Annotated in this window: 20 protein-coding genes; 11 read left to right on the forward strand and 9 right to left on the reverse strand. The window is 63.8% G+C overall.

Annotated features, from left to right (window positions below):
- Positions 1–121 precede the first annotated feature (121 nt).
- The gene (locus P0D71_RS18675; RefSeq protein ID WP_177204977.1) at positions 122–1,153 is read right to left on the reverse strand and encodes a sensor domain-containing diguanylate cyclase; all 1,032 of its coding nucleotides are present in this window, start codon (positions 1,151–1,153) and stop codon (positions 122–124) included.
- Between the two features lie 225 nt (positions 1,154–1,378).
- Here P0D71_RS18675 and P0D71_RS18680 point away from each other — a divergent pair, with 225 nt between their 5' ends.
- The gene (locus P0D71_RS18680) at positions 1,379–2,596 is read left to right on the forward strand and encodes an amidohydrolase family protein (RefSeq protein WP_408481501.1); all 1,218 of its coding nucleotides are present in this window, start codon (positions 1,379–1,381) and stop codon (positions 2,594–2,596) included.
- A 243-nt stretch (positions 2,597–2,839) separates the two neighbouring features.
- Here P0D71_RS18680 and phnX read toward each other — a convergent pair whose 3' ends face one another.
- Together phnX and P0D71_RS18690 are read right to left on the reverse strand one after the other, a co-directional pair.
- Complete coding sequence (phnX, locus tag P0D71_RS18685) at positions 2,840–3,643, reverse strand: phosphonoacetaldehyde hydrolase (protein ID WP_091793957.1); 804 nt, start codon at positions 3,641–3,643, stop codon at positions 2,840–2,842.
- A 103-nt stretch (positions 3,644–3,746) separates the two neighbouring features.
- Positions 3,747–4,979 (reverse strand): 2-aminoethylphosphonate--pyruvate transaminase, encoded by a 1,233-nt coding sequence (locus P0D71_RS18690; RefSeq protein ID WP_408481502.1) that lies wholly within the window; start codon positions 4,977–4,979, stop codon positions 3,747–3,749.
- A 119-nt stretch (positions 4,980–5,098) separates the two neighbouring features.
- On the opposite strand from P0D71_RS18690, the gene P0D71_RS18695 reads away from it, so the two are divergent.
- Complete coding sequence (locus P0D71_RS18695) at positions 5,099–5,983, forward strand: LysR substrate-binding domain-containing protein (RefSeq protein WP_408481504.1); 885 nt, start codon at positions 5,099–5,101, stop codon at positions 5,981–5,983.
- 105 nt (positions 5,984–6,088) lie between these two features.
- Here the strand turns inward: P0D71_RS18695 and P0D71_RS18700 are convergent, their stop codons facing one another.
- Positions 6,089–6,835 carry a glucose 1-dehydrogenase gene (locus P0D71_RS18700; protein ID WP_408481506.1) on the reverse strand — a complete coding sequence of 249 codons (747 nt, stop codon included), beginning with the start codon at positions 6,833–6,835 and terminating at the stop codon, positions 6,089–6,091.
- Positions 6,836–7,568: 733 nt separating this feature from the next.
- Between P0D71_RS18700 and P0D71_RS18705 the strand changes: the two genes are divergently transcribed.
- The gene (locus P0D71_RS18705; RefSeq protein WP_408481508.1) at positions 7,569–8,546 is read left to right on the forward strand and encodes a PDR/VanB family oxidoreductase; all 978 of its coding nucleotides are present in this window, start codon (positions 7,569–7,571) and stop codon (positions 8,544–8,546) included.
- Between the two features lie 95 nt (positions 8,547–8,641).
- Here P0D71_RS18705 and catC read toward each other — a convergent pair whose 3' ends face one another.
- The 3 genes from catC to P0D71_RS18720 all read right to left on the reverse strand — a co-directional run bounded on the left by catC (position 8,642) and on the right by P0D71_RS18720 (position 11,157).
- A complete protein-coding gene (gene catC, locus P0D71_RS18710; protein ID WP_091800467.1) occupies positions 8,642–8,932 on the reverse strand; it encodes a muconolactone Delta-isomerase in 291 nt (96 codons plus the stop codon).
- A 111-nt stretch (positions 8,933–9,043) separates the two neighbouring features.
- A complete protein-coding gene (gene catA / locus P0D71_RS18715; protein ID WP_091793946.1) occupies positions 9,044–9,952 on the reverse strand; it encodes a catechol 1,2-dioxygenase in 909 nt (302 codons plus the stop codon).
- A gap of 47 nt (positions 9,953–9,999) precedes the next feature.
- Positions 10,000–11,157, reverse strand: coding sequence for a muconate/chloromuconate family cycloisomerase (locus tag P0D71_RS18720; RefSeq protein ID WP_091793944.1), 1,158 nt, complete (start codon positions 11,155–11,157; stop codon positions 10,000–10,002).
- Between the two features lie 104 nt (positions 11,158–11,261).
- Between P0D71_RS18720 and P0D71_RS18725 the strand changes: the two genes are divergently transcribed.
- Positions 11,262–12,149, forward strand: a complete 888-nt coding sequence (locus P0D71_RS18725) for a LysR family transcriptional regulator (RefSeq protein ID WP_408481510.1) — start codon at positions 11,262–11,264, stop codon at positions 12,147–12,149.
- A 19-nt stretch (positions 12,150–12,168) separates the two neighbouring features.
- Here the strand turns inward: P0D71_RS18725 and P0D71_RS18730 are convergent, their stop codons facing one another.
- Complete coding sequence (locus tag P0D71_RS18730; RefSeq protein WP_091800464.1) at positions 12,169–13,089, reverse strand: LysR family transcriptional regulator; 921 nt, start codon at positions 13,087–13,089, stop codon at positions 12,169–12,171.
- Between the two features lie 104 nt (positions 13,090–13,193).
- Between P0D71_RS18730 and P0D71_RS18735 the strand changes: the two genes are divergently transcribed.
- The 3 genes from P0D71_RS18735 to P0D71_RS18745 are packed head-to-tail and all read left to right on the forward strand — an operon-like array spanning position 13,194 to position 16,316.
- Positions 13,194–14,477, forward strand: a complete 1,284-nt coding sequence (locus P0D71_RS18735) for an aromatic ring-hydroxylating oxygenase subunit alpha (RefSeq protein WP_408481512.1) — start codon at positions 13,194–13,196, stop codon at positions 14,475–14,477.
- Positions 14,474–14,974 carry an aromatic-ring-hydroxylating dioxygenase subunit beta gene (locus tag P0D71_RS18740; protein ID WP_408185613.1) on the forward strand — a complete coding sequence of 167 codons (501 nt, stop codon included), beginning with the start codon at positions 14,474–14,476 and terminating at the stop codon, positions 14,972–14,974. Before P0D71_RS18735 ends, P0D71_RS18740 begins: the two co-directional genes overlap by 4 nt.
- Before the next feature lie 25 nt (positions 14,975–14,999).
- Positions 15,000–16,316: an MFS transporter gene (locus tag P0D71_RS18745; RefSeq protein WP_408481514.1), complete on the forward strand. Its 1,317-nt coding sequence runs from the start codon at positions 15,000–15,002 to the stop codon at positions 16,314–16,316.
- A gap of 7 nt (positions 16,317–16,323) precedes the next feature.
- On the opposite strand, the gene P0D71_RS18750 is transcribed toward P0D71_RS18745, so the two are convergent.
- A complete protein-coding gene (locus P0D71_RS18750; protein WP_408481515.1) occupies positions 16,324–17,820 on the reverse strand; it encodes a PAS domain-containing sensor histidine kinase in 1,497 nt (498 codons plus the stop codon).
- A gap of 258 nt (positions 17,821–18,078) precedes the next feature.
- On the opposite strand from P0D71_RS18750, the gene P0D71_RS18755 reads away from it, so the two are divergent.
- The 4 genes from P0D71_RS18755 to P0D71_RS18770 are packed head-to-tail and all read left to right on the forward strand — an operon-like array spanning position 18,079 to position 21,362.
- A complete protein-coding gene (locus tag P0D71_RS18755) occupies positions 18,079–19,281 on the forward strand; it encodes an acyl-CoA dehydrogenase family protein (RefSeq protein WP_408481516.1) in 1,203 nt (400 codons plus the stop codon).
- A gap of 56 nt (positions 19,282–19,337) precedes the next feature.
- Positions 19,338–19,715, forward strand: coding sequence for a hypothetical protein (locus tag P0D71_RS18760; protein WP_007181824.1), 378 nt, complete (start codon positions 19,338–19,340; stop codon positions 19,713–19,715).
- A gap of 10 nt (positions 19,716–19,725) precedes the next feature.
- Positions 19,726–20,241 (forward strand): nuclear transport factor 2 family protein, encoded by a 516-nt coding sequence (locus P0D71_RS18765; protein WP_408481517.1) that lies wholly within the window; start codon positions 19,726–19,728, stop codon positions 20,239–20,241.
- A complete protein-coding gene (locus P0D71_RS18770) occupies positions 20,238–21,362 on the forward strand; it encodes an amidase (RefSeq protein WP_408481518.1) in 1,125 nt (374 codons plus the stop codon). Before P0D71_RS18765 ends, P0D71_RS18770 begins: the two co-directional genes overlap by 4 nt.
- The last annotated feature ends 40 nt before the right edge of the window (positions 21,363–21,402 follow it).

The following is a 21,402-nucleotide window of genomic DNA, read 5'->3' on the forward strand; positions in this document are numbered from 1 at the left end:
CGCGCTTTCGCCGCAAGTGGGTTCTTGCGGTTCTTGATCGCGGCGCTACAGGATGATTTTCACGCGCCGTGATTTCATTGAAGCCTGCCGGCGTGTTCAGCAGCGTGCGTCCCGCCCCTCACTACGCCATCGTCACCTGGTTTCTACCGCCATGCTTCGACCGATACAGCGCCCGGTCAGCACTCGCGAAACCATCCCGATACGCGGGCCGTGAGGTTTCGGTGATACGCGTGAGCGTCGCGCCCACGCTCACCGTCACCATGCCGAGCGGCGACGCGCGATGCTCGATCGCCAGATCCTCCACCCCCTGGCGCAGCGTTTCGAGCGTGTTTTCGAGCGCTGCCGGTTCGGCTCGCAGCATCAGCAGGCCGAATTCCTCGCCCCCCATGCGCCCGACGATCACGCGTTCGCCATCGGCCGCCGCCTGCATCACCGAAGCCACTTTGCGCAGGCAGTGATCGCCCGCCTGATGCCCATAGGTGTCGTTGTATTGCTTGAACCAGTCCACGTCGACCACGACCGAACCCATCACGTCGCCATCGCGCGCCTCCTTCCATCGGCGCGTGATGCTTTCCAGCAGGAAACGGCGGTTGTACAACTGGGTCAGCGGATCGATCGCGGTCGCCGTGCGCATCTTCAGGTCGTTTTCGATCATTGCGCGCAGGTGATAGAACACGGCCCGTTGTCCTGCATCGAGCCGGCCAGGCGACGGATCCATCGCGCACAATGCGCCGACGATCTCGCCGTTGGGCGCGCGCAGCGCGATCGCCGCATAGAAACGCACGAACGGATGACGCTGCACCAGCATGCATTCGCCGAAACGCGCATCGTCGTGCGCATCCTCGATCACGAACAGCTCGGCGTCGCGCACCGCATAGTCGGCGAGCGAGCGCGCACGCGTGACGAGCGGCATCGCCATGCCGACCTCGGCGCGGTAATGCTGGTACTCCTCGTCGAGCAGCGTGATCGCGGTGATCGCCGCGCCCGTCACGCTCTTGAGTATCTCCGCGGCGTGGGTGAAACACTCGCGCATCACCTGATCATCATGCAGCAGCCATTCGATCACCGACGATTCCACCTCGGGTTCGCCGGTGGTGGACGGATCGAACTGCATCCGGCTGGACAGACGATCGTTATTGAAGGCGAGTTGCACGGCAGGGTTCCAGAATGTGGTTAGCTCGTGTCAACGGCAGATACTCACCAAACTTGAGTGCGCATGAGCCAGATCAACCCATGCGGGTTCGCGCGGCCACGCGAAGTACAATTCACGCGCCGTCTTCATGGCCTGCCAGGCCGGCAACGCGTCTATTCAGCAGACAATTGGACGCGCCGCCGGCAACGTGCCGCCGATCTCCCGTACGACACCTGCCCTACCTTCATGACCACGACCGCTCCTCATCTGCCGACGAACGACCTGCTCATTACCAACGTGCATCTGTCGGACGGCGCGCGCGTCGACGTGTCGATCGCCGCCGGGCGCATCGCCGCGCTCGGTCCGGGCCTCGCGCGCGCGCCGGGCGTCGCAGTCGAGGACGGCGGCGGCGCGCTGCTGCTGCCGGGTTTCGTCGAAGGACATACACACCTGGATAAGACCAACTGGGGCTTGCCGTGGTATCGCAACGAGGTCGGTCCAAAGCTCACCGACCGCATTGAAAACGAACGGCGCTGGCGTGCGCAGAGCGGACATGACGCGGGACAGCAATCGCTCGCGCTGGCCCACGCGTTCCTGCAGTCGGGTACGACGCGTCTACGCACGCACGTCGATATCGATACCGACGCGGGTTTGCGCCATCTGGAGGGCGTGCTTGCGACGCGCGAAACGCTTGGTGAAGTGCTCGACATGCAGATCGTCGCGTTTCCGCAATCGGGTGTGCTTGGCCGTCCCGGCACCGATACGTTGCTCGGTGAAGCCCTGAGCGCGGGCGCCGACGTGCTCGGCGCGCTCGACCCCGCGCTGATCGACGGCGACCCGGTGGCGTCGCTCGATCTGACCTTAGATCTCGCGCAACGGCATGCCAAACCCATCGACATCCATCTGCACGAGCCGGGCGAAATCGGCGCATTCACGCTCGGCCTGCTGCTCGACCGGGTTGCCGCGCTCGGTATGCAAGGGCAAGTGGTAGTCAGCCACGCATTCTGTCTCGGCGCGCTGCCCGAGCGCGAACGTGACAGCCTGCTCGAACGAATCGCCGACCTGCGCGTGGCGCTGCTCACCACTGCCCCGCCTTCGACCACCGTTCCACCGCTCAAAACGTGCATTGAAAAAGGTGTGACCTTGTTCGGCGGCAACGACGGCGTGCGTGACACGTGGACGCCATATGGTTCGCCGGACATGCTCGAACGCGCGATGCTGATCGCGATGCGTTACGGCCTGCGCCGCGACGACGACCTCGCCATCGCCTTCGACTGCATCAGCACCACCGCCGCACGCGCCTGCGGATTCACCGGCTATGGCCTGCACGTGGGCGCGCGCGCGGACCTCGTGCTGGTGGACGCGGACACGCTCGCGCATGCGGTCGTTGCACGGCCGCCGAGGAAGCTGGTGGTATCGAACGGCCGGGTTGTCGCTCGCAACGGTGCGCACGCAAACCACTGACAGTCGCTCAGCGCCGCTGCCCGCATTTGCAATGGGGTGCATGCGGCGCAGCGATCCGCATTGCCTCTCCGTATAGATGAGTGCGGCGACTCCGGCTGCTCGTCATACTGCAATGTGTCCGGCGGCGAGATGCTCAGGATACGACTCCCTGAGTCATCTGCATAAAAAAAGCGCCTGGTGCCAGGCGCTTCCTCAATACGGCGACGGGCGTGAGTCAAGTCCCACCGGCCACAACGCTACTCGTCACGGCCGCTCGCCCCGCGCCAACCGCGCCTCGATGTCGTACACCACTGGCATCAGATCCGCGACGCTGTCGATCACATAGTGCGCGCCGGCCGCCTGCAGCTTCTGGATCGCCGCCTGGCGGCGCCATGCGAACTCATCCGGCGCGAGCGCCTTGACGTCGTCTTCGGCCATGCCGAACGCGTTCCCGCTCACCGCGACACCCACCGCCCACGTGCCGCCATTGATCCCCTCTTCGATGCCGACCTCGGTGTCGTCGACCTTGATCGCATTCTTCGCGCGCCAGACGCCCAGTTCCGGCAGCGTCTTGTAGATCATGTACGGCGACGGCCGCCCTTCCGGCGTATCGCCGGTGCACACGATGCTGTCCGGCGAGAATCCCTGCGCCGCCGCGCCCGGCACGATCTCGGCCATGATCTCGCGCGTATAGCCCGTGGTCGTGCCGATCCGGATATCGTCACTGCGCAGCGCGCTCGCCACGTCGGCGACGCCCGGAATCACCGAGCTGTAGCTTGCCGCCACCGCGATGTTCTTCGGCACGAACACGTCGTACACGGCGTCGATATCCGCTTCACCCGGCACGTGACCGTATTTGTCGGCCCACGCTTGCGCGACGCGCGGCAATGCCATCAGCGCCGCGATATGCGGGCGCTTGGCCATGCCCATCGGACCCCGCGCTTCATCGATCGTGATCGACACGCCGAACTGCTCGAACGTCTCGACGAAGGCGCCCATCGGCGCCAGCGAACCGTAATCGACCACCGTGCCGGCCCAATCGAAAATCACTGCTTTGACGTGCTTCATTTACTTCGATCCTCGGGAGATTCCATCGCGCGCGCAATGTGCCGCGCGTTTTTCATCACGCTCCATCCAGCCGTCCACGCGATACGCGTGCGGGCCTTCTTCTTCAGGCCGCTTCGGCCAATCTCTTGCGTTCTTCGAGCGCCGCTGCCGGCGGCGCCGCATGCTCGACACCCATCGTCCGGAGCGACTCGGCGCACGCCTCTACGACGCGGCGCATGACAGGCTCGTCCACCTGGCCGATGCAGCCGATACGGAAGCTGTCCACCACCGTCAATTTGCCCGGATAGATGATGAAGCCCTGCTGCTTCATCAACTCATAGAAAGTCTCGAACATGAAAGACGGATGCGCCGGCGCAAAAAACGTCACGATGATCGGCGAGCGCCAGCGCGCGTTCAGCAACGGCTCGAAACCGAGTTCGTGCATGCCGGCCACCAGCACGTCGCGATTGTTCGCGTAACGCGCGAGGCGGCCGGCCTGCCCGCCTTCGAGCTTATGCAGACGCAACGCCTCGATAAACGCGGCCACGGTATGCGTCGGCGGCGTGAAACGCCACTGGCCCGTGCGGTTCATCACGTCCCATTGATCGTAGACGTCGAGCGCGAGCGAGTGACTGCGGCCCTTCGCTTCCTGCAACGCGCTCTTGCGCGCAATCACGAAGCCGAAACCGGGCACACCTTCTATGCATTTATTCGCCGACGACACGAAAGCCTCGCAGGCAATCTCACGCACGTCGAGCGGCACCGCGCCAAAGGCGCTCATCGAATCGATCAGCAGCTTGCGGCCTTTCTTCGCTGTGGCGGCGGCGATCTCCTCGATCGGATTGAGAATTCCCGAACTGGTCTCGCAATGCACGGCGACCACATGGGTAATGCGCGGATCGGCGTCCAGCATGCGTTCGACTTCGGCGGCGCGCGGCGGCAGATAATCGCCCTTGTCCAGCACCGTGCAGGCGCGGCCGAGATAGCCGAGCGTGGTCGCGATGCGCTTGCCGTACGCGCCGTTGGCCAGCACGAGCGCATGAGCGTCGCGCGGCATCAGGCTGCCGAGCATGGCTTCGACGCAATAGCTGCCGCTGCCTTGCAGCGGCACGCAGTCGTACTCGCCCGCCGTATCGCCCGCGATTTCCAGCAGGCTGCTACGCAGGAGCGCGGTCATCGCGCGGAAATCGCCGTCCCACGAGCCCCAATCGCGCAGCATCGCCTCTTTGGTCGAGAACGCCGTGGTGAGCGGCCCGGGCGTCAACAGATACGGCTCGCCCTTGGGCGGCTGCGCGCACGTGAGCGCGGACGACCCGGTGGCGCTCGCGGCTGGGGAACGGTCGATCACGCTGTCCATGTTCGGAATCTCCGATATCGCTGTTGCGGTGGCTCACACAGTACAGAAACACGCGCCATCGGTAAAATCGATATAATCGATGCGGGTATCGCAATAACTTATATGGCGACGAGGCACACGTGCAATACGCACAATTGCGAGCGTTTCATGCGGTCGCGGAACATGGCGGGTTCTCCAAAGCAGCGCAGGCGCTCTCGCTCTCGCAGCCGGCTGTATCGGACCACGTGCGGCGGCTGGAACAGGATTACGGCGTCAAACTCTTCGAACGCGGGCCGCGCGGCGTGGAAACGACCGAATTCGGTCTGCGCCTTTTCAGCGTGACGCGGCAGATGGTCAGTTGCGAGCGCGACGCGCGGCAACTGCTCGAATCGGCAGGCGGACTCGAATCCGGCTCGCTCTCGCTGGTGGCGGACGCGCCCGATCTGGCGGTCGCGCTGATTAGCGCATTTCGCAAGCTGCATCCGGGGATTGTCGTGACGCTGTCCATCGCCAACGCCGCGGATTGCATGCAGCGCGTGCTATCGAGCGCCGTGGACGCGGCCATTACCGCCGCGCCGCAAGTGCACAGCCGGCTGGAAGCGCGTGTGTTGCGGCGCGATCCCCTGGTGGCGATGGTGCCCGCGAGCTATCCGGTGGCCAAGAAACGCAAGCTGAGCTACACGGAACTCGTGCAGCAGCCAATGATTTTCCGCGAGGCGCAATCCGTCACGCAGCAGTTGCTGGAGATCGAACTGGTGCGCGAATCGCTGCAAGTGGAGCCGATCATGTACGTGGATGGCCGCGAGGCGTTGGAAGAAGCGGTCGCGCAAGGCATGGGCGTCGGCGTGATTGCACGCGCCGAATTCAATGAATCGCGACGGATCAGAATGATTCCGCTGGAAGACTGTCAGGTGCAGATGATCGAATCGCTCACGCGGCTTGCCGAGCGGCCGGGGTCGAATCTGCTGGATGCGTTGTTCGCGGTCGAGTTGCCGAACCCGGCGACGGCCGTTCCGGCTGGATAAAGCGGAAAACCGCCCTTCAGGCGTGGCCCGCGAGCGGTTTTCCGCGTGCTGCGTAATGGGGCGCGGCGCTATCGAGCCACGCCACCCACCTTCGCGTTGACCCGCTTAACGCGATCCACCGCTTGCAATCAGGCTTTCGCCCGTCAGCCAGCGCGCGTCGTCGGAGGCGAGGAAGGTCACGACATCGGCGATATCGTCAGGCTGGCCGATGCGGCCGAGCGGCGTCGTGCTGATGGCCCACGCTTCGAGGTCGGAACCGACGATGCCTGCGCTATGCGTGCCTTCGGTGGTGACCATGCCTGGATTCACGGAGTTGACGCGGATCTTGCGCGGGCCGAGTTCACGCGCGAGCACACCCGTAATGCCATCCACGGCGCCCTTGGTCGCGGTATAGACCGCGCTGTTCGGCGGCGTGATGCGGCTCACCACCGAACTGATATTGACAATGCTCCCGCCTTCGCCGAGGTGCTTGACCGCTGCCTGCGTGGTCAACAGCAGACCCAGCACGTTCACGTTGAAGTGCCTATGGAAATGCTCTTCGGTAATCTCTTCGATCGGCGCGAATTCATAGACGCCCGAGTTGTTGACGAGAATGTCGAGACGGCCATACGTTTCCACAGCGGAATCGATAATGCCTTGCGCGTCCGCCGCTTTGGACACGTCGCCGGCCACCGCCACCGCCTTGCCTCCCGCAGCGGTAATCGCGGCGACCACGCTGTCCGCGCCCGCCTTGCTCGACGAATAGTTCACCACCACGGAGGCGCCTTGTGCCGCCAATGCCTTGGCGATGGCCGCGCCGATACCTTTCGATGCACCCGTTACAACCGCAACCTTACCTGTGAGCTTGCTCATGATCGATTCCTTTAGATGGGATTGGCGCCGATGCTGCCGCGAAGATTCGCGGGCCGCGTTGGAAATTGCCGTGGCGCTGTCACTGGTGACAATGTAGGGAGCTTGGGCGAGCAGATAAAGCGGCTGAAGGCGAATAGATACGTCGGTTGAGCCGAACAATCGGGAGACGGGCGATGCGTATGGCGGGTGGGCTTGATGCAAGACCCCGCGCCATCTTCTAACGCGAGTGAAAGGAGCACGGTAAGCACGCACATAAGATCGGTCGGTGATCGCCGCCGCTCCGCAGAGGCGGCTCGAACCGTCAGCGTTTTGCACGCCTGCAATGCGTGGCCGTTCTGGCAAGAGCGGTTCGGTCAATACCAATGACGCAGCTTAAGTCGCATTGAATTCAGCACTTAAGCATCAACACAATTTGCACGGCGACGCTGACGAGCACCGCCAGCGCGCCGAGCGTATCGAGAATTGCAGACCACACAATGTCGCTCCTTTCACATTCGCTTTCCACCATTGCTTGATTAAACGAATTCGCGCGGCATCAATTGAATGTCCAGTCTGGGCGGGTAGATAACGGATCAGCGCCGCTTCGCACCCGGCCATACCATTATCAGTGCGGCTGATCTAACTTACTATTTTTAATCGATTTGCCTGATTTGCCACGGCTTCTTATCCTTGACGCACAACCGTATGCGGTACGCCGCATACGCCGCCCGCCCCATTTTTTGCCGGCAAGATCATGGAAAGAACCACCATCAATGTACGCGTCGATAGCGTCCGCGACGAAGCGCACGGCGTGCGCTCATTCAGCGTCTCGCGCCTGGACGGGCAACCGTTCGCTCACTACGAACCCGGCGCGCACATCGACGTCACCGGACCGTCCGGCGTCACGCGGCAATACTCGTTGTGCGGCGACCCGGATCGTCGTGAAGCCCATCTATTTGCCGTGAAGCGCGAAGACGCCTCGCGCGGCGGCTCGCGCTCGCTGCATGACGACGTGACGGTGGGCAGCGAATTGACCATCGGCGCGCCGCGCAATCTGTTCCAGCTCGCGCCGAACGCCGAAGAACATATTCTGATCGCTGCCGGTATCGGCGTAACACCGCTGCTGAGCATGGCTTACCGGCTGCTCAAGCAGCAACGGCGCTTCGTGTTGCACTATTTCGCGCGCAGCGCGGAGCACGCGGCGTTCTTGCCGCTGCTCTCACGCGCGCCGTTCAGTGATTACGTGAAGCTCCACTTCGGCGTTGCGCGGGAGCGGCTCGACGCAGTGCTCGGCGATTGTCTCGCGAATGCGCGCGAAGGCACGCACCTCTATACCTGCGGGCCCGCGCCTTTCATGGAGCGTGTGGTGGCGATCGGCGAAACGCGTGTCGTGCCGGAAGCGATCCATCTGGAACGATTTGCCGCTGAACCGGCTGGTGTCTCGAACAACGAGACCGCCGCGCTCGATACCTTCGATGTGCGGATCGCGAGCAGCGGCGCGACCGTGCGCGTGGACAAGGACACGACCATCGTCGCGGCACTGGCGTCGATCGGCATTGAAGTGGATACGTCGTGCGGCGAAGGGGTGTGCGGCACCTGCATGGTGGACGTGGTGAGCGGCACGCCCGAACATCGCGATCATTGCCTGAGCAAAGCGGAACGGGCGAGCGGCAAGGTGATCTGCTGCTGTATTTCGCGCGCCGCGTCGCCGCTTCTGGTGCTGGACCTTTGACGCGCGTCCCGCAGATGCAGTCTTCTGACGCAGCGGCGACGCGCGCGTAACAAACAAGGTGCCGCACTCGCGGCACCTTTCTCAAGCATCTGTGCTTACCGGTCGTCGTCGCGAATCGACGACGCATGCCGGCACAGCGCGCGCACTTCGACATCCATATACGGAAACAGCGGCAACTGGCTCAGCACGTCGTGCAGATGCGCGGGGCTATCCACATCGAACACGCTGATATTCGCGTAGCGCCCGGCAATTCGCCATAAATGCCGCCACACGCCCTCCTGTTGCAGCCTTTGCGACATCGCTTTTTCATCGGCCTTCAGACGCGCGGCGCGTTCTGCATCCATGTCGGCCGGCAGGTTGACGGTCATTTCAACGTGAAACAGCATGCTTGCTCCCATCCCTGATCGATAACAAAAAGCCCTGGCGGCCCGGCCGATCTCGCCGCGCAACCAGGGTTGATAGATTCATGCGGTACGTCCAGCCGTTTTCTACGCAGATCAGGCTTCGGCGCGCAGACGCTCCACTTCGGCGGCCGGCAGGTTGTCGCGTTCCTTGAACAGCGTGAAGTCGAAATCGATCAGCGCGAAGTTGCCGTCCACGCCATACGGTTTGCCTTCGGCGCCCTCGGCCTGCTTGACCGCCGGCACGAGTCCGTCGCGCGTGGCGAAGGCGAAGTCGTCCCACAGATACGGATCCCCGTCGATGTTGATCTGCGTGGTCAGCTTGCGGAAGCCCGGCGCGGAAACAAAAAAGTGGATGTGCGCGGGACGATGTCCATGACGGCCGAGCTGATCGAGCAGCAGTTGCGTCTGCCCTTGCGGCGGCACGCTATAGCCGACCGGCACCACGCTGCGGAAGCTGTACTTGCCTTCGGCGTCGGTACGGATCGAACGGCGCAGATTGAAAGCCGGCTGCGATTTGTCGAAGTACGAGTAATTGCCGAGATGATTCGCGTGCCACACTTCGACGAGCGCATGCGCCAACGGCTTGCCGTCTTCGCCCAGCACGCGGCCGCGCATGATCAGCGTCTGGCCTGGATCAGTGCCGTCGTCGAGCCGCGCATGGCCTTCGGAGAGCGGCGCGCCGGCCACATACAACGGTCCTTCGATGGTGCGCGGCGTGCCGCCTTCAATGCCGGCCTTGGCTTCCGCTTCATCCAGACGCACATCGAGAAAATGTTCGAAACCCAGACCCGCGGCCAGCAAACCGAGCTCGCCGCTTTTGCCCGCGTCGCTGAGATAGTTCAGCGCGGTCCAGAATTCGGCGGGCTGCACATCGAGGTCTTCGATCGTATAGAACAGATCCTGCACGATACGGTTGACGATCTGCTTCGTGCGCGGATTGCCTTCGTGGGTGGCGCTGTCGTTGATCTTCTTGAGCAGCGCGTCGATTGCTTGCTTGTTCATGGGGTATCTCCTTCGTATGATGTTCTGGATGGCTAACGGATGAGCCTTCAGTGCGTGGAAACGCTGGCGCCCTGGCGCGTATCGCGCCGCAGGCGGTCGATCTTGTCCCAGTCGAGCGTGATGCCAAGACCCGGACCTTGAGGCAGGTGCAGCGCAAAATTCTCGTAGCGCAGCGGTTCGGTGAGAATCTCTTCAGTGAGCAGCAAGGGGCCGAACAGTTCGGTGCCCCACTTCAACTCGCCGAAGGTGCTGAAAAGTTGCGCCGAGGCCATCGTGCCCACCGCGCCTTCGAGCATGGTGCCGCCATACAGGTCGATGTTCGCGGCCGAGGCGATGGCCGCCACCTGCGCGGCGCCGACCAGACCGCCCGATTGCGCGATCTTCACGGCGAAGACATCGGCGGCACGGGCGCTGGCAATCGCGAACGCATCGGCCGGGCCGTGCAGCGCTTCGTCGGCCATGATCGGCACCTGAGCGAGGTCGGTCAGACGCTTGAGGCCGGCGCGGTTCCCTGCGGCGATGGGCTGCTCGATCAGCGCCACGCCGGCATCGGCGAAACGCCGCGCGGCCCAGATCGCTTCCGATTCGGTCCATGCCTGGTTCACATCGACGCGCACTTCGCCGCGCCCTTCCAGCGCTTTCCTGATGGCCACGACATGCGCCACGTCGTCCGCCACCGCGCGCGAGCCGATCTTCAGCTTGAACACCTTATGCCGCTTCGACTCGTACACCTGCTCGGCTTCGGCGATATCGCGCTGGGTGTCGCCGCTCGCGAGCGTCCACGCCACGTCCACGCAGTCGCGCACACGGCCGCCGAACAACTCCGACAACGGCACGCCAAGGCGCTGTGCCTGTGCATCGAACAGCGCCGTTTCCAGCGCGGACTTCGCAAAGCGGTTGCCCTGAAAAAGCTCGCGCAGTTTCGCCATCGCGGCGCCCGGACGCGTTGCGTCCATACCTTTGAGCAATGGTGCGAAGTAGGTGTCGATGTTGACCTTGATGCTTTCCGGGCTCTCCTCGCCGTACGCCAGACCGCCGATGGTGGTGCCCTCGCCCACGCCCGCCAAACCGTCGGCGCAACGAATGCGCACCAGCACCAGCGTCTGGCAGTTCATCGTTGCAACCGAGAGCCGGTGCGGGCGGATCGTCGGCACGTCGACGAGAATCGTCTCCACGCTCTCGATCTTCACGGGTGTTGCTATCATTCGTTGCTCTCCTGAACTGCCTGACCGGGAGCCCCCATATTAGAAACAAACCCGCGAAGCAGTCCAACACCGATTCCGACTACTTCCATACCTTAGAGGTATGCATGGAACTTCGCCAACTCCGCTACTTCATCGCAGTCGCGGAAGAAATGAACATTACGCGGGCCGCCAACCGCCTGCATATGACGCAGCCGCCGCTCAGCCGCCAGATCCAGCAGATCGAGGAAAACGTCGGCCTGGCGCTGTTCGAACGCGGCTCACGGCCATTGCGCCTGACTGAAGCCGGGCGCATTTTCTATGCGCAGGCGAAGCGGCTCGTCGACGAAGCCGACGAACTCGCCCCGCTCACGCGGCGCCTCGCGCAACTGGCCGAGCGCATCGTGATCGGTTTTGTGCCGTCAACGTTATATGGCGCGCTGCCCGCGGTGATTCGCGCGTTCCGTGAAGCCGCGCCGCATATCGAACTCTCGCTGATCGAAATGTTCACGATCGAGCAGCTCGCGGCGCTCAAAGGCGGGCGCATCGACGTGGGCTTCGGCCGCCTGCGTTTCGACGACACGCAGCTCGCGCGCGAAGTGCTCGTCGAAGAACGGATGATTGCCGCGCTGCCGCAAGACCATCCTCTCGCGCGACAGAAGAAGCCACTGACCCTCGCTGCACTCGCGCAGGAAACCCTGATCGTTTATCCGAGCACGCCGCGGCCGAGTTATGCGGACCAGCAACTATCGGCCATGCACGACCATGCATTGGAGCCGAAAGCGATTCATGAAGTGCGGGAATTGCAGACCGCGCTGGGTTTGGTCGCGGCGCAGGTTGGGGTATGTCTCGTGCCGGAGAGCGTGGAGGGTCTGCGCGCGCACGGCGTGGTGTACCGGCCGATTCCCGCGGCCAACGTCGCTTCGCCGATCATCATGAGCCGCCGCTTGCAGGACGAATCGCCGACCACCACGCTGCTCTGTTCGCTCGCACGAGACCTGTTCAAACGCGCCTGAAGCGGCCGGCGCCCGTCAGTCACCGCTCGTCGAAACGCCGCACGATATCCGCCATCAGATTGCGCAGCCACACGTTGCCCTCGTCCTGATCGAAATGCTCGTGCCAGTGCATCGTGACCGCGGCGATCGGCAAGGTCACGGGCAACTCGTAAATCTGAAAACCGCCGTCGCGATTGAAAATATGCGCGAGGCGCCGCGGCAGCGTGGCGAACAGATCGGTGACGGCCAGCACGCTCGGCAATGCCACGAAATGCGGCAGTTCCAGCGCAATATGACGCCCGACGCCTTGCGTGCGGAATTCGTCGTCGAGCGCGTGGTGGCTGTGCTCGACCGACGTGATCTGCACGTGCGAAGCATCCAGAAAGGCCTTCAGACTCAGCTCCTTCGTGCGCGGCAAGCCGCGCCGCTTCCTCGTCATGCACACGTAGGTCTCTTCGAACAGCGCCTGATGCCGCGTGCGCGCGGTCAACGTGGGTAGATTGCCAATGGCGAAATCGAGCCGGCTCGCCCGCAGCGCATCCTCTATTTCCTCGACCGGCAACGGCTCGATGCGCAATCTCACGCGCGGCGCCTGCTGGTGCAATGCCTCGCAGATGGGTGGCAGATAGGCCAGCTCGCCCGCATCCGATAACGATAGGCGGAATGTGCGCGTGCTCACTGCCGGGTCGAAATGTTCCGCGTAACGCAGCGCCTCGCGCACCGTGTCCAGCGCGCGCGACACGATAGTCGACAACTCCAGCGCAATCGGCGTGGGCTGCATGCCGGCGCGCGTGCGGATGAAAAGCGGATCGTCGAACAGCGTGCGCAGACGCCCCAGCGAATAGCTGATGGCGGGCTGCGACAACGCCAGCCGCTCGCCCGCGCGGGTCAGGCTGCGCTCTTCGACAATCGCCTGAAAAACGCGCAGCAGGTTGAGGTCGACGTGGTCCAGCGAATTCATCGAGATATCCATACGGTTGATTTTATATTTCATTTTAGATCAATTTGACGCATATCAGCAGGTCGGCGAGACTGGCTTTCATCGACCACCCCACTTACACAGCCATGAGCGAATCTCCCTATCAGACCGTCGACACGAGCGCGTTGTATCAGCGCGCGCTGCCGGATCGCGTGGCCCCGTCGCTGTATTACGACCCGGCCGTTTTCGAGGCGGAACTCGAACGCATTTTCTACAAGACGTGGATCTGGGTCGCCCACGAAAGCGAGTTGCCGAATCCCGGCGACTTTCGCACCACCACGATCGGCCGCCAGCCCGTCATCGTGGTGCGCGACAGGAGCGGCGCGGTCAATGTTCTGCAGAACCGCTGCCGCCACCGTGGCGCGACCGTCTGCGAACAACACAAGGGCAACGCCAAGGGCTTTACGTGCCCGTATCACAGCTGGACCTACGGACTCGACGGCGCATTGCGCGCGCTGCCGTACGGCGACGGTTATGAGGGCGTGGTCGAGAAGACCGAACTGCCGCTCGCCAGTCTGCGCGTAGGCATCTATCAAGGCCTGATTTTCGCGAGCTTCAATCAGGACATCGAGCCGCTCGAAGACTTTCTCGGCGGCGCGAAACCGTGGATCGACCTGTTCATGAAGCAAGGCGCGGGTTATCCGGTCAAGGCCAACGGCGAGCATCGGTTCCGCTTTAACGGAAACTGGAAGATCCAGCTCGAGAACACCACCGACCTGTATCACTTCCCTGTGGTCCACAAGTCGTGGATGAAATCGATCGACGACGAAACCGCTGCCGCGATCACGAGCTTCATGACGAGCGACGAAGCCTTCTGCCGCTCGCTCGGCAACGGCCATAGCCTCGCGGTGCTGGTGCCGGAACTCGTCGATCTCGACAAGGACGACGGCGCGCCGATTCCCGAGCGCTTCGAAGCGCTGGCCGCCTCGCTTGCCAAAGATCACACGCCGGACGAGGTGCGCCGCATCGTGCGCTCACTGATGGGCGTCGGCTTCAATTTGAACCTGTTTCCGAACCTCGCGCTGTCGATGGCGTTTTTCCGCGTCCTGCGGCCTATTTCCGCGAACGAGACCGAGATCCGCCATGTCGCCCTCGCCATGGATGGCGGCCCCGAAGAAGCGAACCGTGTGCGCCTGCGCATTCACGAACATTTCCAGGGGCCGTTCGGCTTCGGCAGCCCGGACGACGCCGAAGCGTGGGAGCGCGTGCAGCGCGGCTCGCACGCGGGCCCCGATCTGCCGATTCTCGTGAACCGCGGCCTGAATCGCGAGAGCACCGCGCCGAACGGCGAAAAGACCGCCCACGCCACGGACGAAACCGGCATGCGTGAAGCGTACGCGCAATGGCGCACGATGATGGAGCAAGCATGATGGACGACAGGAACACGCTTTTCTCGCAGAAGACCTTTGCCGGCGCGATCGAACTCATCTGGCGCGAAGCGGAACTGCTGGACCGCAAGGACTATCGCGAGTGGCTGACGCTGTGGGACCCGGCAGGCTTCTACGTGGTGCCGATCGAACACGACACCACGGATTTCGCCGCCACGCTGAACTATGCTTACGACGATCAGGACATGCGCGAAAAACGCGTGCAACGCATGATGTCCGGCTATTCGGCATCGGCCGCCGATGCAGCCCGAACCGTGCGCACCGTGTCGCGTTTCACGCTCACGAGCGACGCGAGCGATGAAGTCACGGTGAATTCGGCGCAAGTCATCGTCGCCTACAAGCGCGGCAAGTCGACGTTGTTCGCGGCGGACCTCACGCATCGCATCAGTTTCGCGAGCGGCGAGCCGCGCATCGTGCAAAAGGTCATCCGCCTGATCGATTCGACCGAAGCGTTGAGCGCGATCGGTTTCCTGCTCTGATCCCCGACAACCTGCGAACACGACGATGCCAAACGACACGCTCTCTCCCACAGCCGGATCGCCCCCTGCATCCGCCGCGCCGGCCACCTCGCGGACCTTGCGGCGGATCATCGTCGCCTCGGTCCTCGGCAATGCGCTGGAGTGGTACGACTTTTTTCTGTACGGCACCGCCGCCGCACTGATCTTCGGGCCGCTGTTCTTCCCGCTGCACGGCGATCCGCTGATGGGCACGCTGGCCGCATTCGCCGGCTTCGCAATCGGTTTTCTGGCGCGTCCGCTGGGTGGCATCGTGTTCGGCCATATCGGCGATCGCCACGGCCGCAAACGCGCGCTCGTCATCACGCTGATGATGATGGGCGTGGCGACCTTCGGCATCGGCCTCTTGCCGACGTTCTCGCAAATCGGCTTTCTTGCGCCCACCGCGCTCGTGTGTCTGCGCGTCGTGCAAGGCATTGCGTCGGGCGGCGAATGGGGCGGCGGCGTGCTGCTGATCAGCGAAAGCGCACCGGCCAATCGCCGCGGCTATTATGCGGCGTTCAGCCAGTTGGGCGTGGCGGGCGGCTTCGTGTTGTCGGCGGCCGCGTTCTATCTGGTGCAGCGTTTGCCGCTCGAGAGTTTCATGTCGTGGGGCTGGCGCGTGCCGTTTCTGGCAAGCGTGCTGATCTTCGGTGTCGGCGTATACATTCGCCGGCGCTTGCCGGAAAGCCGCGACTTCACGGCCGCCAAACCGAAGCACATGCCCGTGCTGACGGTACTGCGCAATCATCCGAAGCAGGTATTGCAGGCGATGGGGCTGCGCGTCGCCGAAAATGGCGGGACGTATATCTTCCTCTCGTTCGTGCTGGTGTATGGCAAAACGATCGGGGTGCCCGTTTCGGTGATGCTCGGCGGCGTGATGCTCGCCATGCTGCTCGAACTCGTGACGATCGTGTTGTGGGGGCGTCTGTCTGACGTGATCGGACGGCGGCCGGTGTATATGATGGGCGCGCTCGGCTTGGTGGTGATCGCGTTTCCCGCGTTCTGGCTGATCGATACGCACCAGCCGACGCTCGTGTTCCTCTCGCTCGCGCTAGGCCTGCCGTTCTGTCACGCCGCGATGATCGGCACGCAGCCCGCGTTGATGGGCGAACTGTTCCCGACCGAAGTGCGTTACTCGGGCATGGCGCTCGGTCACGAAATCGCGTCGGTATTCTCCGGCGGACTCGCGCCGCTCGTCGCCACCGCCCTCTATGCGAAAGTGCGCGCGCCGTGGCCTGTCGCGTTGATGCTGATCGGCTTCGGCCTGATCACCGCGCTCACGCTCGTGACGATTCCGCGCAACACCAGCACCACGCATGATTGACTTGCGATCAGCCGGGCGGCGCGGCGACGACCGGCAGCGAAAAGCTGCATTCGAGCCCGCCGTGCCGCGCCGGCTTCGCCCAGATCTCGCCGCCGTGCCGCGTGACGATGTTTTTGCACAGCGAAAGACCGATGCCGTTGCCGCCGGCCTTCGACGAGGAGAAGCCGTCGAAGAGACGCTCGTGTGCATCGGCGGGAACGCCCGGACCGTTGTCGATGACCTCGGCGATCGCGAATTTGCCGCGCAAATGCGTGACGAGACGAAGTTCGCGGCGCGGCGGTGCAACGTTTTCGTTGACTACTTCGCCCAACGCTTCGATCGCATTGAAGGCCAGGTTCAACACCACCTGCCCGATCAACACACGCTCGACATACACGGGCAATGGCGCGGGCGACTGCTCGATCGTGAGCGTCACGCCCGCCTCGCGCGCGCGCAATTCAATGAAGTACGCAACGTCCGCGAGGACCTCGCGCAAATCCGCATACGTCTCGCTCGGCTCGCGCTTGACGATGTAATCGCGCACGCTCTTGATGATCAACGCCGCATGTTCGGCCTGGCGATCGGCGCTGCGCAGACCCCAAATGGCTTCGTCGATCGATGCGGGTTGCGCGAGCCGCCGGATCGCGCCTTCGATGAAGTTGCGCACGGCGGCAAGCGGCTGGCTCAACTCATGGGCAATCGCGGTCGCCATTTCCCCCATGGCGTTGTAACGCCCCGCGTATTCGAGCAAACGCGCTTCGTTGCGCCGCGCTTCTTCGACGGCCACTTCGTCCGTCACGTCGCGAAAGTGCAGCAAGCGGCCATTCAGATCGTTCTCGATCTCGATGCGCCGGCATGTCATGCGCAACCAGCCCGCCGTGCCGTCGCCGCGCGTGATGCGATAACGCTGCGGCGCCGAGGGTTGAATCCGCGGCGCATTGGCGAGTTGTTCGACGAGACGCCGGCGATCCGGCTCGCTGCAATAGTCGAGCACGTCCCCCATCGGCGCGCCCTCTTCCAGACCGAGCACACGCCGGCCCGATTCGCTGACGAATTCCACCTCGCCCGCGGGCGTCAGCACCGCGACGCCTTCGCCGAGATCCTGCATGAATTCGCGCAAGCGCGACTCGTAGCGGCGCAGCGTTTGCTTGAGCGTGTCTTCGGCGCTGATATCGCGGAACTGCACCATCACGACCGCACGCTCGCGAAGCGGCACGTAAGTGGCAATTGCCTCGGACAACATATCGGCACCGGTGCGCGAGCGATAACACCATTCGTAAATCTGCGGGCCTTCGGTAATCGAACGGTCCATTGCGCCGACGCCGATCTCGCGCCGGTACTTCGGCGCCGGGCGCGTCATGTCGTTCGCCTTGAGCGGCAACAGTTCGGCGAGCGTAAAGCCGAGCGCCTCGCAGGCCGCGCGATTGGCCCACACGATCGCCTTGCTTTCGGCGTCGTGCAGCAGCACGCACAGCGTGAGCGCGTCGAGCAGGCGGTGAAAGTCTTCTTCGGCGGGAAAGTTCATCGGACGGTACGGCACATGGGTTCGATCACGTATGGGCAGAAACATAACACCCGTGCGCGCGTTTCGCGCCTGAAGATTTCTTTAGATACCCCCGGCGCATTACCTAAAAGAGCGTCCCACGTCCCAATTGAAGCGTTCTTTTTGCATTTCTAGACTGGTCTGAACCTGCACAGCTCGTTTGTGCTCGATTGTGCTCGTTTGTTAGCGCCCAACGTACCGCGAGTTTCAGCCGATAACGAATCAAGGAGAAGCCCCAACATGTCCGATACCGCCACCGCCCTTGCCGCCGACCACGCGATCACTTCGACCAGCGCGCCGCTGCCGCTCGACGAAGTAATCGCCGAGATCGCCACGCGCCGCGACGAGTTCGACCGCCTCTCGCACGTGCCGCGCGATGTGATCGCCAAACTCAAGCGCGCGGGCGTCTATCGCGCTGCCACGCCGCGGCGTTTTGGCGGCGACGCGCTCGCGCCGGCCGTGTTTCTCGACATGATCGAGCGCATCGCGGCAGCGGACGGCTCCGCGGCATGGGTCGCGAGCTTCGGTTCGGCGAACGTCTACCTGGCAGCGCTGCCGCTGCACACCCAGGCGCAGATCTATGCCGGCGGCCCCGATCAGGTGTTCGCGGGCGGCCTCTTTCCCGTGCAACCGGCGCAACCCGCTGAAGGCGGCTGGCGCGTGAACGGCACATGGAAGTTCGCGAGCGGCTGCAAGGGCGCCGACTGGCTTGGTGTGGGGATCGGTGCGGCCGGCTTAGGTGCTGCCGGCTTAGGTGCGGCCGGCTTAGGTGCGGCCGGCAAACCGCGCACCGCCGTGTTCCGTCCGCAGCAGGTGGAGATCGTCGAGAACTGGGACGTGGTCGGCATGCAGGGCACCGGCAGTCACGATCTGCGCGTCGTCGACCAGTTCGTTGCCGACGACTGGACCTTCGTGCGCGGCGGCGCACCCTGCGTGGATGAACCGCTGTATCGCTACCCGACGATCGCCTACGCCGCGCAGGTGCTCGCCGTGGTCAACCTCGGCCTCGCCCGCGCCGCGCTGGATGTCGCCAACCACATGGCCGGCGGCCGCAAGACCACGACCGGCGCGCCGCAACTCGCGGACCGCGCCTACTACCGCATCGAACTCGCGAAAGCCGAGGCGCAATTGCGCTCGGCGCGCGCCTTCTTCTACGACACGACCGATCAGGTCTGGCAATCGATCCTCGCGGGCAACGCCGTCAGTGCGGATCAGGTGAGCCTGCTGCGGCTCGCGGCCACGCAGATCGCGCGCGAAGGCGCCGAGGTCGTGCAGCGCGCTTACCGCCTCGGCGGCACGATGGCGATCTATCGCTCACATCCGCTGCAACGTCTGATGCGCGACTCGATGGTCGTGACCCAGCACGCGTTTCTCGGCGAAGGCAACTACGACGGCGCCGGCGCGGTGTTCGTGGGCGTGCCGCCGATTCCGGGCTACCTGTAGGCCACTTTCCGCTTGATCAGCATCCAGACGACTACGATTACAAGGAGCAACACGTCATGTCCGATACTTCAACACCGCCGCTGCGCGTTCTCTTCTGCTGCGGCGTCACGCAGAATTTCTTCGACCTGCCGCGCGAACAGATCGGTGAAGTCTGGCAGGCCTACGGCAAGATGCTGGCCGCGGTCGAATCGATGGAAGGCGTCAAGGTGCTCGGCATCATGGACGACGACCGCCTCACCGTGGGTCATGCCGACAACTCGCCGTGGACCTTCTACATCATGGCCGACGTGCGCGATTTCGACACCACCGTGGCCGTGTGCAATCTGTATCGCACCACGCCCGTGGGCGAATACAACCTGTGGCGCTACGGCAAGATCGAAGCGCGTGTCGGCCGTGCGCTGCAGGTGCCGCCGCAACATGCCCATGCAGCCTGAGCGTGACGCGATGAGCGCCACTCCCGAAACACTCGCGGTGTTGACCCAACGGCTCGCCGCGCTCGAAGCCGAATCCGCGGTACGCCGCACGATGACACGCTATATGGCGCTGTGCGACGTGCCGTCCGGCGCAATCGAAGGCGAGACGCTCGCGGCCCTCTTTAGCGCCGATGCGATCTGGGAAGGCATCGGCCCACAGTATGCGAGCAAGTTCGGCCGCCTGAGCGGCCACGGCGAAATCCTCGCGATGCTCACGCGCTACCTGCCGCCCTCGCCACATTTCTCGGTGAACGTGCACTTCCTCACATCGGAAACCATCGACGTGCGGGGCGCGAATGCAAAAGGCCGCTGGATCATGCTGCAAGCGTCCGGCTATGTCGATGCGCAAGCCGAACTGATCTCCGCGCGCCTTGAAGTGGATTTCGCGCCTGCCGGCAATGGCCGCGACTGGCTCATCACGCACTTTCGCACGGAGCGCCTGTTCGACGCGCCGTGGCAAGTCAATGCAAGGAAACCGAACCCATGAACGAGTTTATCCAGACCCTCTCGCTAGGCGACACGGGTCCGAGCATCGCGATCAAGGACACGATCGATATCGCCGGCTACCGCACCACGGCAGCGAGCCGCGCACTGGCGGACACGCGGCCCGCGCAGCGCCACGCGGAAGTGGTCGAGCGCCTGCTCGCGGCCGGCTGGCACATTGTCGGCAAGGCAAACATGCATGAGCTGGCCTTCGGCATGACCGGCATTAACGACTACACCGGCACGCCGCAGAATCCGCAAGACGCTGCGCGCATTCCGGGTGGCTCGTCGAGCGGGTCGGCCGCCGCGGTAGGACTGAAACTTGTCGACGCCGCGCTCGGCACCGATACCGGCGGCTCGATTCGCGGGCCCGCCGCATGTTGCGGCGTGATCGGTCTGAAGCCCACCTTCGGGCGAGTGTCGCGGCTCGGCGTCGCGCCGAGTGAATCCACGCTCGATTGTGTCGGGCCGTTCGCACGCGACATGCGAACGCTCGCTGCCGCGATGCTCGCTATCGCAGCGGACTTCGATGCGAATGCCGCGCACGCATGGCAAGGCCCGTGCAAAGTCGGCGTCGTGCAAGTCGACGCGGCGCCCGATATCCTCGCAGCCGTCGCACACGCGGCCGATATGGCCGACTGCACTGCGCACACGCTGCCGCTCGCGGGTCTTGCAGCCGCATTCGACGCGGGCCTAGCCGTGATCAATGCCGAGACCTCGCGCGCATTCGGTCACCTGGTGGCAACCGGAAAAATCGGCGCGGATCTCGACGCGCGCCTGCGTGCGGCAGCCCACACCACCGCCGCGCAACTCGACGCAGCGGAACAGGTGCGCCGCCAGTTCACGGCGGCAGTCGACCGCGCGCTCGACAACGCCGACGTGCTGATTCTGCCGACGCTGCCCGCGCTTCCTATCACGCTCGAAGAAGCGCGCGGCGGGAAGTCGGTCATCGCCATGTCGTCACTGATCCGGCCGTTCAATCTGAGCGGCCATCCCGCGTTGAGCCTGCCGCTGCCTATCAAGGGATCGCCACTCAAGGCCGGATTGCAGATTGTCGGACGCAAGGGGCAGGATGAACAGGTGTGCGCGATCGCGGCGCGTTTCGAAGCCGCCCTCGCCGCCTGAGCGATGCATCAGGCCGCTGCAGTAGCGGCCGTTTTATCAG

It is taken from the genome of Paraburkholderia sp. RL17-383-BIF-A, from assembly GCF_046028015.1.
Classification (GTDB): Bacteria; Pseudomonadota; Gammaproteobacteria; order Burkholderiales; family Burkholderiaceae; genus Paraburkholderia.